The following is a 12,935-nucleotide window of genomic DNA, read 5'->3' on the forward strand; positions in this document are numbered from 1 at the left end:
GGGGATTTTCGTTAGATGCAAAAGACTCATCCTTATGACTTATAACTTTAATAATGGAATCATGCGTTGGGTTTATATGTTCTTATTGTCGCAGGTGAAACAGTATTTATGTAAAAAGCAGCCGTATGCTGAATAAGGATATGCCAAAGTGTGGCAAATTAAATAATATAATTGCCCTGGAGATGAACCTCCTATTTGCTGTCCAACAAAAGAGGCTTTACGCAAAAAGACCTGTTACTGGAGGACTAAGGCAGCATGAGAACCGTCCCCATACTGCCTTCTTGTTCATAGTGTGTTATAATTATTTTCGTGATTTTTCGAAAGGGGTTTAAAGGAGAATGGAAATTAATTGGTTGGAGTGGTTAGGGTATTTAGCTTCTCTTATTGTCCTTGTTTCTTTATTGATGAGTTCAATTATTAAGCTTAGATGGATTAATTTAGTTGGATCTAGCTTGTTTTCACTATATGGATTTTTAATAGGGGCTTTACCAGTTGGGTTTATGAACTTAGGTATTGCCATTATTAACATATATTATCTTGTTAAGATATATAGTGCGAGCGCTAAGAAAGAGTACTTTAAGATTCTTTCAATAGAAAAGGATTCCGAGTATTTTAACCATTTCTTACATTTCTATAAAGAAGGCATTAAAAAATTTGCGGATCCTTCAAAATTAGAAACAAACACATACGAGGTTAGTTTCTATATTTTACGAAACATGGTGCCAGCGGGTGTGTTTTTGGGTTCTAAGCACGATAAAAACACCTTAGAAGTAGAGCTTGACTTTGTTATTCCAGAGTATAGAGATTTCAAAATTGGAAGCTTCGTTTACGAAGATAGTAAAGACCACTTTTTAAATAAAGGCTATAACAGATTAATTAGCTACACAACGGTTGATGAACATGTAGGCTATTTAAGAAAAATGGGCTTTGAGGAAAAGCAAGAAAACGGAAAGAAATATTTCGAAAAGCTACTAACAAGATAGACATCAAAACAACAAGAAGCTAATACATCAGCGACTTGTTGTTTTTTTTATATGTATTGGGCGGTTTGACGACTTTTTTTAGCCGGCAGGATGGTTACTAGTGATAAAGTATTAACTTACTAACTAGCAGACTTCGGGGTCACTCGCGGGTATACTAGGCTGCTTCGGCTGTGCTGTCTTGAAACATAAGGAACTCTATCCTTCTTGATTTGAAAAATATTATTGCCGTGGCGCAAGTAACATGACTGATACACCTACTAAACAAATGGTTGCACCGATCCAATCATATAAATCTGGCGTTTTTTTATCAACGCCCCAGCCCCATAGAACAGATAAAACAATAAACACTCCTCCGTATGCAGCATACACTCTGCCGAATGAAGGAAAGGCTTGAAATGTTGCAATCACACCATATAAAGCCAATGCTATCCCTCCACCTATCCCCCAATAAAAAGGTTTACCTTCTCTTAACCATAACCAAATTAAATAACCTCCACCAATTTCAGCTATTCCTGCTAGTATAAATAAAATAATGGCACTAATTTCAACTCACCCCTTGGGTTTCACGTAATTTAATAATTATATCTCAATTGAAACTTATGAATACGATTATTTTAGCAGATTATGTGTTCTGTTTGTAACCACCTAGCTTAGCTAGCAAATGACGACCATCCTCCCCTTAAACCCAATATTAAACAAACTAGTCCTTTACCTATACAAATAATATTAACACTTCATACACTATGACAAATAAGGAGGGAGGTAGGTTTTAGTGCCATTTTTTGGACCTCGTTTTGTTCGTCCATTTCCTGCATACCGTCGTGGATTTAGACGTGGAGTTGGAGTTGGATTTGTACCAGGATATGTACGTGGATTCCGTCGAGGGTTTAGACGTGGATTTTTTGGCCCTTTCTAAAAAAGGATAAAAACTTAGATGACAAATCCTTCTTACATCTCACAAAAGAAGGATTTGTCTTCAATTTAAACTCTACGTTTCTACTAATATTGTATTTTAATTAGTCAATAATTTCTCTATTTAAAAACTTATTATGGACAGAGGTATGTATCATTTAGACCACATTCTATGTCAAATTTTCTCATTATTCTCCAATATTCGAATGATTTTGTTGTTTTGCTCTACTTGAATTTCATTATTTTTACTTATTTTGTAAAGGAACCATACTACTAATATGACTGAACCAATGGAACCGATAAACAATGCAAAATACATAAACCCCATAATGGCATGCATAATATCACCTCCGTTATATATCTGTATAATTTTACCATACATATTAGTTAGTTAATGCTACAGATTTAATATCCTTCCGAATAAAAAAAGCAATTGCTACAGTTTAGCTGTTAAAAAACAAAAAACCCCCTTACCTCTACTTCATTCTAAACCTCACCATCGATCTCATTATCTTAATTCATTAGACTACTTAGACTCGCCCTAGTTCATATAAATACCTTAATACAACTCGGTTATAAGTCCTTTTTCTTCTCTTTTATGATTCGCAACTCAACTGTGATACACTATTTATTAATTTTAGTATTCATTCGAGACGTACCTAGCACTGTGAAGGAAGCATGAGAACCGTCCCCATACTGCCAGGAGGTTTTATTTTGAGGAACATCTTTAGGAATTTGAATAAAAAACACACGTACATACTCACAGTCTTAGTCCTTTTATGTGTAGCCTCTATTATGTTTGTGCACAACAATCATTCTTTTTATGAACGGCCAATAGCCGAGGTGATAGAGACACATTTAGAAGAAGCAACGGAAGTGGTTGATGAATTTGATAATGAGGATCGTCTATTTACACAGCACATCTTAGCTGTGTTAAAAAACGGACCGAAAAAAGGGCAGCGGATTCAGCTAAGGAATGAGTATTCGTCGTCTAAAGCTTTTGATCAAGAGTACCGTCTGGGAGATGAGGTTTTTGTTTCAGTTAACTCGCCTGGGGGCAATACCGAATTAACAGGCTCCATCGAGTCTGTTAAACGCGATACATACATCGTGTTTGTAGGCTGGATCTTTATTTTCACTTTGTTACTAGTTGGGAAAAAGCAAGGGTTGTTTTCTATTATTAGCTTGATTGTTAATGCGGCTTTGTTGAGTTATGCATTAGATATATACATTAACTATTCAAGTATTAGCCTATTATTTATATGCAGCGTTAGTATTGTGTTATTTACTATTATTTCTTTAGCGCTCGTTAATGGCTTTAATGAAAAAACGTATGCGGCTATTGTTGCCACACTGTTAGGGACATTTACATCTCTTCTTATTACTTATTTCGTATTGTGGGTCACGTCGGAGCAAGGTCTTCGTTATGAGGAAATACAATTTATCACTCGCCCCTATCAAGTTGTTTTTATGGCAGGATTATTCATAGGCTCTTTAGGGGCCGTCATGGATGTGGCAATCACGATGTCGTCATCTATCTTTGCATTGTATGAAAAAAACCACAACATTGACATTAAAGCACTTATACAGTCAGGTATGGAAATCGGAAAGGATATTATGGGTACGATGACAAATATTTTGTTTTTTGTTTATATTAGCGGTTCCATTCCGACACTTCTTTTATATATGAAAAATGAATACCCACTAGGCTTTATCCTATCAATCAACCTTTCATTAGAATTAGCACGCGCTCTAGCTGGTGGGATTGGGATCGTGCTAACCATTCCGATTGGCCTTTATATTTCGATATTGTTCTTAAAAAGAAAGCAGGCCGCATCATGAATGTTTTAGTTATAATGACAGTCATTTTGTTTCTTTTAATGACGTTAATTGGTGGAGGGAAAGGTGCGAGGTCTTTCTTTGCTTTGTTCTTCAATTTCGCTGTGTTCATCATGATTGTTTTTCTTATGAACGATCCGAATGCCAATCCAATTATATTAACATTGGTCGCGTCTATCATCATTTGTTTTATAAATCTATTTTATATAAATGACATCAATAGCAAAACAAAGACAGCCTTCGTCTCTTCTATCATCACGATTGTGATATTACTGTTATTTATTGTCATCATAACAGAAAAAGCCAAAATCCAAGGTTTTGGGGAAGAGGAAATCGAGGAACTCAGCATGTTTTCCCTATATATTGGAGTCGACTTTGTGAAAATTGCTACGTCTGTGATTATTGTTAGTACGATTGGTGCCATTACGGACACGGCGATGGCTATTTCCTCTCCGATGCGAGAAATTTATTATCATAACCCGCACCTTGATAGAAAAGCGCTTTTCGCATCAGGTCTTGGGATTGGTAAGGACATCTTAGGAACTAGCACGAACACGCTATTTTTCGCTTTCTTTGGGAGCTATCTGGCCTTACTTATTTGGTTTAAGGATTTATCTTACACGCTAGGTGACATTGTAAACTCTAAAATATTTAGTGCGGAAATGATTACGATTCTATGCGCTGGTATCGGGGTCACGCTCGTAATCCCGATTACGTCCTGGATTACAGCTTATTTTTTAGTGAAGAACAAAGCAAACAGTGATATACACGAATAAGCTCAAGAGGTTGTTTTATCATCAAGAGGATGAAACTTTAAACCGACAATTTCTAAAAGGACCGAACAAATATCTAAACAAAGTATAGATATTTGTTCGGCATATGTGTTTTGTCTTTTTTTCTGATATACATATTAGACTTCATTAAAGCAAAACTTTACATATGGCTATTTATTAAAATGCTCGCTATGCATTTTAAAGGAATCAACAATCGTGGATGTATAAAATGCACTGTTGTGGGTTCCTTTTTTAATTTGGAATACATGCGGTACATTTTGAGATTTTAGATAACTATGAAGCTGTAAAGCTGGTATATCAAAATAATAAAAGTCTCTGTCTCCGCTATCAAAGTAAAAAGAATACTCCTGCAAGTTAGTTGGTTCAAAACTCTTTACTAACTCGATAGGATTTAATCCTTCTCTTACACTGCTTAATGCACCCATATGACTTGCAAAGCTAGTAAACAAATCTGTATTGCTCAATCCTATGACGTATGCGCCAAATCCTCCCATGGAAACCCCAGAAACACCGCGATGCTCTTTATCAGCAATTGTTCTGTAGTTTGAATCAATATATGGAACTAAATCTTTTGTAACCATATCCATCCAAGCTTTTCCATCACTCTGGTTAACCCACCAACTCATGCCATTAGAATCTGGCATGACTACTATCATATCTTGTATTACTTCATCTTCCATTGCTTGGTCAAGTATATTGTGAATGTTATCTAACTCAAATGAAGAGCTGTCGCTTTGGAATTGATGAAGCAAATACACAACAGGATATGACTTTGTACTTTCTGCATATTCCTTTGGAAGATAGATTCTTGCTGTTTTTGTCTCTCCTATACTTTCTGAAAAATATTGATCAACAAACATTCTTTTTTGGTTCCCAATCTCTCGAATGCCGCCCTCTTGGAGAGCATATACATGTGTTCGTGATGTGTTCATTAACACTTCAGGAGTTGTCGCAGCACTGTATCCTTTCATAACAACATCTGCTTCGACATAGAGTGTATTATCTCCTTGTTTGTATATTTCAACATTTGTGGTTTGTACGTCTAGAGATTTGTATTTGCTAACTTGAAGCTTTAGATCATCAATTTGATCATTTTTATTTTTACCATCATTAAAATAATTGTCTGATAAAGTGTCACTTAACTTAACAAAGTCTTTATTTTGCAACATCATCATTTGATTCTCAATGAATTGTTGAACTTGATTTTCTACTTCTCCACTTGCTTTTTCGTAAGGAAGTCCTTTGGCCTTTCGGAGTGCCTGTTTTGAGTAAATTCCTATAGGACCAGAATAAATCCCACCGTCACCTGAATTGTCATACATATGGATGGCAATAGTATTCTTTTCTCCCGGCTTCAAAATGTCGCGTTCTAGCTTATACTCTCTCAATTCAGCCCAATGCGATGAGATAAACGCACCTTTTTCCATCCCCGTGCTTCCAATAAGAATACCGTTCACGAATATTTCATCCGCATCATCAATCTTACCACCTAATAAAGTTAAATCATTTAGTGGAAAATCGGCAGGAACTTCAAAATCTCTTACGTACCAGGCACCACCATTATAACTTTCAATGTCATCATACCCACCAAATCCATTTTTCCACCAGCCTAGTCCTGGCTGTACTATACTACAATCTTCTGTCACTAGATTAGATATATCGCTAGGAGAGTCATAATCTAATTTGAACTTCCAGTCTCCTAACAAATCAATCCGCGCTTCTTCATTTGATATTATAGGAGGGCTTACGATAATAATCGGTTTAGTAGCAATTTCAAATCTTTTTCCTAACATATTTACTACTAAATGCACACGATAATCTCCATCGCTTAGTGATTGCGTGGGAATATCAAATTGTCCCTCATACTTTTTATTTTCTACTTTCTTGATTTCAGTTTGTTGGCTATGAATAACCTCATTTGTTGGGTCTGTTACCTGCACTTGAATGTTCATAGGCATACTAACGCCAACATTGGTACCTTTGTATTTTAAAATATCGTTACTTACAGAGACATCATAGTTAGCTGTTGCAGTCTTGGTGTCTATTGTGATAGCTTGAGGAGTTACATCTAGACGACCAGTCAACAGATTTTTAGTGAAATGTTTACTATGCATTGCAAAAGACTGATGCATGGAAGCTAAATAAAACTCACTATTATGCGATCCAGCCCGTGTACTGAATTCGTGCTCAATGTTATTTTCTCTCAAGTATATATGAATATCATTCGTTGAGTTAGGCATAGAAGTTAAAGCATCTTCTGTGCCTCCGTCTAAATAAAGTGAATACGACTTCAACATCTCTGGGTCTGTACTCTGAATTAATTTCATAGGGTTTTGCCCTTCAAACTCAAAGCTCAGTGCCCCCATATGACTTGATACTGATTTAAATAAGTTTGGATAATTTAATCCAATAACATATGCACCAAATCCACCCATTGAAACACCCGAAATCCCTCTGAAATCAGGGTTATCAATGGTTCTATATGTAGAATCAACATGAGGAACTAAATCGTTAACAATGAGATTCATCCAAGGTTCATCTGTCTTATTGACATACCAACTGTTTCCAGATGTGTCAGGCATAATAACGACCATCTTTTGCATGATACCTTCGCTTATCCATTTGTCTAGTTTTTCCTGAATGTTATCTACCTCATACTGTTGGCTTGAACTACCATACTGATGGAGTAAATAAACTGTCGGATACCTTTCCTTCGCATTTAAATAACCTTCTGGTAGATATACTCTATATGGCATGTCTTGTTGAAAGGCATCGGAATAATAGAAAGCTTTGTAAAAACGACTTTGATTTCCTATTTCAAATAGTAAGCCGTATCTTTCCACAAAGTATCTCTCTTGCTTCTCATTTACTAAAACCTTACTATCATTATTATTTTTAACAATTATTTTTCTATGTGTTACCACAATATAACGCTCGTTATCTTTAAAAACTGAGATTCTTTCGTCCTGTTGCTTTACGGATTGATATGTTTGATACAAATTCTTAATATAATCTATTTGATCCGTCTTAGAATAACCATTGTGAAAGTAGTCATTGGCTAGAGTCATATTATAGTTGTGCATTTTGTTTGTATTAATAAATCTTTGTTGATTTTTCAGAAACTCAATGACTTTTTTTGTTTCTTTTGCATTAGCTTCCGCGTGTGGCAATCCTTTTTCAGCTCGAAGTGCGGATTCTGTGAAGATACCTAGCGGTCCTTCATATATTCCACCGCCACCGCCTGCATTATATACACGAATAGCGATTGTATTTTTCTTACCATAATGTAATGCTGAAGCGTCTAACTCATATTCTCTTGCCTGAGACCAAAACGATCCACTATATTCACCATTTGAAAATCCCGTACTGGCAACTAGTTTACCATTTAGAAAAACCTCATCGGCATCATCAATCTTACCTAAAGCTAATGTCAAATTTTCTTTAGAGAATTCTTTAGGTACTGTAAAATCCTTTCGAAACCAGGCAAACGATTCACTCGGAAGGGTCTCTTGACTCAAAAATCCTGTGGCAGGTTGGATTTTAGCCCAAGAAGAACTGTTATACTTCGGCTGGGAATACAACTCTACATTGTCTCCATTCGTAAAATGCCAATCTCCTAATAAATCAATCTTACTAAGATCAGACTCACTGGCAACTTTTTCATTCGCATAGACAGGATCAATAGAACTTGAGAATAGCAATAGCACACCTAAAAACAAACTAACTACTTTACGTTTCCTCAAATGAAATCCCTCCTTAAATTAGTAAGCTGCACGAGGTAAAACAAAAGCTGATTTTCTACTAAAAAACAGTAAACGCTTACAAAAATAATTATACATGAATTCTAAATATTTTTTACAATTATTACTAAAAAATTTTCGACATTTTTTGTATGAAAGGATGAAACCATTTACTACTAGGTATTTCGTTTAAAATAATCTAATAAAGTGGGTTAAATGGTATAGACTTTCTATCAGTAGTAACAAAAAAATAACACACTAGTCGATAGCATCTTATTGGAGGTACTAATAAAAAAAGGCAGCATGAGAACCGTCCCCATACTGCCACATGCATATTTAATCAGCGATAACCTTAGTCATCATTTTCCAGCTTTCATAACTCTGAACACAGTTTCTACCTTTGTCTTTTGCAACATATAGCGCTTCATCAGCCCGCATAATGATTTGCTCGATTGTTGTATCTTCTGTCACAATAGTCGAGTAAACTCCTACACTGATTGTTATAATGTCAGATACGCTAGAGCGATTGTGACGTAATTGTAAGTTTTCTATAGCTTGTCGAAGTTGCTCAGCTACACGATCCGCTTTATTTGCATCCGTGTTAGAAAGTAATACAACAAATTCTTCTCCGCCGAATCTTGCGACCATGTCCACTTCGCTTCTCACATTCCTTTGTAATTGCTCAGCAACTTTTTTCAAAGATTCATCACCTTGTAGGTGACCATAGAAATCGTTATAACTTTTAAAACTATCAATATCTATTAATAGAATGGATAGTGGCTGTTTAGTCACGTGAGAATGATTCCATTCTTCTTGTAGTCTATCATCAAAACACCTACGATTAGGTAGCTCTGTTAAAGGATCCGTGTTTACTAATCTCTTTAGTTCTCCATTTGCATGTGTTAATTCTAAAGTTCTCAGTTCTATTTTTCGCTCTAAATCTTCATTTAACACCTGTATCTCTTCATACATAGCTTCATTTTCTTGCGCTAATCTTACTGCACGATTAAACGCATCATTATAGCGCCATGCTAAGTAAAAGGCCTGTAAAAGTATAAAAATTAAAACGCCGGTTGTGAGCATTTCTTGTGAATGAATAATATCAAGCTCACGCAGCGTATCATTAATGGCTGTGAGTAGGACCGCCAATCCACCGACAATCATAACAAACGAGCCGCTTTTTCTTTGCAAAAATACATTTTTAAAAAGTAAGTAAATGACAAAAGTCCCAAATCCAATAATAACCCACAAACCATATTGAAACAGAAAATCATAGACTTTTACATTCGTTGCAAAAATAACTATCGTAAAAATCGGTATGGCGTATGTAGCAATTCGGGCTGGCCATGCTAGTTCTTTTGACTGAAATATTTCTCGTATATATAAAATTAACAATGGTAGCAAAATAAAGTCTGGTAAGTAGCCAATCTTCATCATCAGTTCGGCTTGTAAATCTGGAAATATAGTAAGTAGCAATCGCTCGTTTACAATTCCCACTCGTAACCCGACCACGACTGCAATGATAGAAAAATATAAAAACACTTTTTCATTTCTTCTCAGCACATACAAAATAAAATGATATAAACTTATGAGAACAAGACTACCAAATAATACACTGTCCTTTACAGTTCCTTTGTTTGTGAGATCATTGATGGCATCAGCTGTTCCTAAGTAAAATGTACTTAGCCTGACACGACGGTGATGAAAGTTAGAGATGTGAACGACGATATCAATTATCTCTTCGTCTGTTTTAAACATCGCTACCATCGGCATATACGATGGCTTATAGTTTTCCTTAGTTCTAGCTACTTGTCCAGCTGTTTGTAACAACTCTCCATTTACCCAAACTTTATAAGATGAAGACATATACAAATTTTTTAATCCGTAAATTTCCTTCAATTGATCAAGCTTTACTTTTAGATGAAGCGTACCGTAGCCATCAGCTGGGAATCGCTCCCCCTCATGCACAATACTTGTTAAATCTGTTGGCGTTGTTATGTAAATAGGTGTCGATGAAACAGTACCATTTACAAATGCGTCTGGTTCGATAAGCTGCGACGGATACAATTCCCATTCACTCTGTAAACGTAAAAGACCGTCCTGCTCGAAATCCCAACTAGTAGCATCAAATGTACCCTTTGGTAAGGTAGATCCTTGAACAGCTTCCGGTGAAACACTAAGCATGATTAGAAAAATAAAAATATGTAGCAACCATTTCGTTTTACACATCATAAGTAATTATCCTCTTTTATTAAATTATGTAATTTACTTACTGTTTTGGAAAACATATTTTATATTCTAACACTAGTGTTGCATAAATTGAATTTATAATTGCAAATAATCAAAATGTTACAACATACTTTTATAATAAGACGAAAGTAATCAAGAAAACGCAAGGATTGGCGAGCCTTAAGGCGAAGACAGAGGCGTAGTTACACTTATGCGTTATGAAAGTATCAATATGTTAATCATTCTTATTAGCTTGAAAAAGCGTCTCTACTTTGGTAGAAACGCCTTGATATATTAGGAAGATATTCTAATTATATTTGTAGTTGCAGATGTTAGGGAACATTGCATAGATAGTTGCTGATTTAATATGAAAGAATAGCTTTAGAAAAGTCCTGAAAATCTTGTAAATGCTTTTCAATAATATTTTGCAAAATTACTAAATTGATCTCTTGATAATCATGGACAGCAATATTTCTAAACCCTACCATTGCTTTCATATGATTAGAAAGATCAGTAGTTATAATCTTTTCGTTTTCCAAGAGAGAAAACGCATCTCTACTGTTCTGAGGAAGGCCCAGTTTTTTTTCAGCCACCGTATGCATACTAGATCAATTGACGCCTCACAAGCTCGTTGAATATTCAAAACAATTGAATCTTGTTTTGTGTAATTCTCGAGATTAGCTGGGCTATTATTATATTCAGTTTTTATACGAATCAAACATCTTTCTATTATACTTATTTTATTAAGGATAACATCATTTTTCATATATTGTCCCGCTCTCCTCAATACTTTCTAAGACAGGAGCCCGTTCTTCATTTAATTTGGCGTACATTTTTAATGTTTTCATTTCAAATTGGGCTTTTTTATTTACATCCGTACAGTAAATGATTTTACCAGTTGTTACAATTTGCGCTTGAAAAACAGTACTTGATTTTTGCAAATCAATCAAATCTACCTCTTGGCCTAATTTAGAAGCAAGTTCCTGACCAATTATAAAAAGTTGATAAGAATCATACATGTTGTTCCCTAGAAAAGCAATGTCAATGTCGCTTTGAGCACGGGAGGTTCCTTTGATTGTAGAACCAAACACATATATCAAAGTGGGAGACAATTTTCCGATTAAATGCTGCATTATGATTTGTTCAATCTTACTGTCCACATTTTAACCTCCACATTTTTCTTACATTATATCAGAGGTTTGTCTTTGTTTCATATTTTTTACAATAAAATACAATGCTAAGTACAACAGTCGTATCTACAGATAAATTTCGGACTGGATCGGACCTTATGTTTTTTATTAAATAAAGTGCAAAAGGTGTCAAGCGAAAGATTTGGCGCACACGCTTGTTTGTTCAAGAGAAATGACGCGGAACTGGTACTAGTTAAATAAGAAAAAGGAAGCATGAGAACCGTCCCTATGCTTCCTTGAGTAGATTGATTAGCTCTTGGTTTAGTCCTTTTACTGCTTTGTTTCCTTTAACAATGACAGGTACACCGAGAAATCCGTATTGTTCTACTTCTTTTTTGTATTGCTCGCTAGTGGAAATATTTCTAACTACAAATGCTATCCCTTCCTCTTGTAGCATTTTTTTGACAAATTCACATTCTACACAATCGTTAGTAGAATAAATAATTATAGGTTTCGTCATGAATGCAACCTCCTTTGGTACCCACTTTTCCTATTTAATTGTAGCAAGAGTTAGCTTTGTTATGACACTAATTGTTTTCTGGTGATGCGGAAAATTATTTGATAGAAGATACACGAATCATAACATGATTAGTGCACCCTTTCATTACATAAGTGAATGACTATGATTTTTTTAAATCTGCTTTCGCCACATTTGTTATTTTGCTAATAAACTCTGTTTTACTTTCGGTATATGCTTCTCTATCATGTTTATAGATTTTAGCTAAATTTAACTTCAATTGCTCATATTCATTGGCAACTGTAGGGTTTAAGCGAAGAAAATCTCGAAAACAAATTCTATCCCATAAAAAATCATGTGCTTGTGTCCCGATATGAATATGGAAGGAAATTTGTTCCAAACCTGTTGGCGTATATCCTTTCACAAACATTAAATGCTTGTCTTGCTCTTTCATATGGATATAATGATTGTTTGTCATTTTACTAATAATTAAGTCCTTTATACCTGTATCTTCTGAAATTTCAACTAACAAATCAATAGTAGGTTTGGCAGATAAATTCGGAACAGCTGTGCTTCCAATATGCTCTACTCTCAAAACAACTTTTGAACCAAGAATTTTAATAATAGCTTCTTTTTCCTTTTCGAAAATCGATGACCAGCTCGTATCATAAGGGACAATTTTTATAGGATATAACTTTCCAAGCTCTTCTTTATTCATTTTTTCTCCTTTTATAACACCTTTACCAAGGCGATCATTTTATTAGTTTATTGTTACTCAGGTGACAAAAGTA

Annotated in this window: 11 protein-coding genes and 1 pseudogene; 4 read left to right on the forward strand and 8 right to left on the reverse strand. The window is 35.1% G+C overall.

Features of this window, described 5'->3' with window-relative positions; all coding sequences use genetic code 11:
* Positions 1–338: 338 nt before the first annotated feature.
* A complete protein-coding gene (locus EJF36_RS12580) occupies positions 339–983 on the forward strand; it encodes a GNAT family N-acetyltransferase (protein WP_125906654.1) in 645 nt (214 codons plus the stop codon).
* 219 nt (positions 984–1,202) lie between these two features.
* On the opposite strand, the gene EJF36_RS12585 is transcribed toward EJF36_RS12580, so the two are convergent.
* On the reverse strand, positions 1,203–1,526 hold the full coding sequence (locus EJF36_RS12585) for a YnfA family protein (RefSeq protein ID WP_125906655.1): 324 nt from the start codon (positions 1,524–1,526) through the stop codon (positions 1,203–1,205).
* A 229-nt stretch (positions 1,527–1,755) separates the two neighbouring features.
* Here EJF36_RS12585 and EJF36_RS21545 point away from each other — a divergent pair, with 229 nt between their 5' ends.
* On the forward strand, positions 1,756–1,899 hold the full coding sequence (locus EJF36_RS21545; RefSeq protein ID WP_185806899.1) for a hypothetical protein: 144 nt from the start codon (positions 1,756–1,758) through the stop codon (positions 1,897–1,899).
* Positions 1,900–2,070: 171 nt separating this feature from the next.
* On the opposite strand, the gene EJF36_RS21550 is transcribed toward EJF36_RS21545, so the two are convergent.
* Positions 2,071–2,235, reverse strand: coding sequence for a hypothetical protein (locus EJF36_RS21550; protein WP_185806900.1), 165 nt, complete (start codon positions 2,233–2,235; stop codon positions 2,071–2,073).
* Positions 2,236–2,573: 338 nt separating this feature from the next.
* Here EJF36_RS21550 and EJF36_RS12590 point away from each other — a divergent pair, with 338 nt between their 5' ends.
* On the forward strand, positions 2,574–3,737 hold the full coding sequence (locus EJF36_RS12590) for a YibE/F family protein (RefSeq protein ID WP_125906656.1): 1,164 nt from the start codon (positions 2,574–2,576) through the stop codon (positions 3,735–3,737).
* Positions 3,734–4,510, forward strand: coding sequence for a YibE/F family protein (locus tag EJF36_RS12595; protein WP_125906657.1), 777 nt, complete (start codon positions 3,734–3,736; stop codon positions 4,508–4,510). The genes EJF36_RS12590 and EJF36_RS12595 overlap by 4 nt, the downstream gene beginning before the upstream one ends.
* 167 nt (positions 4,511–4,677) lie before the next feature.
* Here the strand turns inward: EJF36_RS12595 and EJF36_RS12600 are convergent, their stop codons facing one another.
* From EJF36_RS12600 to EJF36_RS12625, 6 genes and pseudogenes are all read right to left on the reverse strand, one after another.
* Positions 4,678–8,271: an alpha/beta hydrolase-fold protein gene (locus tag EJF36_RS12600; protein ID WP_125906658.1), complete on the reverse strand. Its 3,594-nt coding sequence runs from the start codon at positions 8,269–8,271 to the stop codon at positions 4,678–4,680.
* Positions 8,272–8,604: 333 nt separating this feature from the next.
* Positions 8,605–10,500 carry a sensor domain-containing diguanylate cyclase gene (locus EJF36_RS12605; protein ID WP_125906659.1) on the reverse strand — a complete coding sequence of 632 codons (1,896 nt, stop codon included), beginning with the start codon at positions 10,498–10,500 and terminating at the stop codon, positions 8,605–8,607.
* A 359-nt stretch (positions 10,501–10,859) separates the two neighbouring features.
* Positions 10,860–11,263 (reverse strand): annotated as a pseudogene (gene hepT / locus EJF36_RS12610) (type VII toxin-antitoxin system HepT family RNase toxin).
* Positions 11,253–11,657, reverse strand: coding sequence for a type VII toxin-antitoxin system MntA family adenylyltransferase antitoxin (gene mntA, locus EJF36_RS12615; protein ID WP_125906660.1), 405 nt, complete (start codon positions 11,655–11,657; stop codon positions 11,253–11,255). Before mntA ends, hepT begins: the two are co-directional and overlap by 11 nt.
* 256 nt (positions 11,658–11,913) lie before the next feature.
* On the reverse strand, positions 11,914–12,147 hold the full coding sequence (locus EJF36_RS12620; protein ID WP_125906661.1) for a glutaredoxin family protein: 234 nt from the start codon (positions 12,145–12,147) through the stop codon (positions 11,914–11,916).
* Positions 12,148–12,307: 160 nt separating this feature from the next.
* Positions 12,308–12,862, reverse strand: a complete 555-nt coding sequence (locus EJF36_RS12625; RefSeq protein ID WP_125906662.1) for a GrpB family protein — start codon at positions 12,860–12,862, stop codon at positions 12,308–12,310.
* Positions 12,863–12,935: the final 73 nt, after the last annotated feature.

Origin of the sequence: Bacillus sp. HMF5848 (assembly GCF_003944835.1) — a bacterium.
In the GTDB taxonomy this organism is placed as follows: domain Bacteria; phylum Bacillota; class Bacilli; order Bacillales; family HMF5848; genus HMF5848.

Bases quoted from the DNA above. Each gene is read 5' to 3' on its own strand.
- EJF36_RS12580 (WP_125906654.1), top strand. From the start codon at position 339: ATGGAAATTAATTGGTTGGAGTGGTTAGGGTATTTAGCTTCTCTTATT.
- EJF36_RS21550 (WP_185806900.1), bottom strand. From the start codon at position 2,235: ATGCATGCCATTATGGGGTTTATGTATTTTGCATTGTTTATCGGTTCC.
- EJF36_RS12590 (WP_125906656.1), top strand. From the start codon at position 2,574: ATGAGAACCGTCCCCATACTGCCAGGAGGTTTTATTTTGAGGAACATC.
- EJF36_RS12595 (WP_125906657.1), top strand. From the start codon at position 3,734: ATGAATGTTTTAGTTATAATGACAGTCATTTTGTTTCTTTTAATGACG.
- EJF36_RS12605 (WP_125906659.1), bottom strand. From the start codon at position 10,500: ATGATGTGTAAAACGAAATGGTTGCTACATATTTTTATTTTTCTAATC.
- EJF36_RS12620 (WP_125906661.1), bottom strand. From the start codon at position 12,147: ATGACGAAACCTATAATTATTTATTCTACTAACGATTGTGTAGAATGT.
- EJF36_RS12625 (WP_125906662.1), bottom strand. From the start codon at position 12,862: ATGAATAAAGAAGAGCTTGGAAAGTTATATCCTATAAAAATTGTCCCT.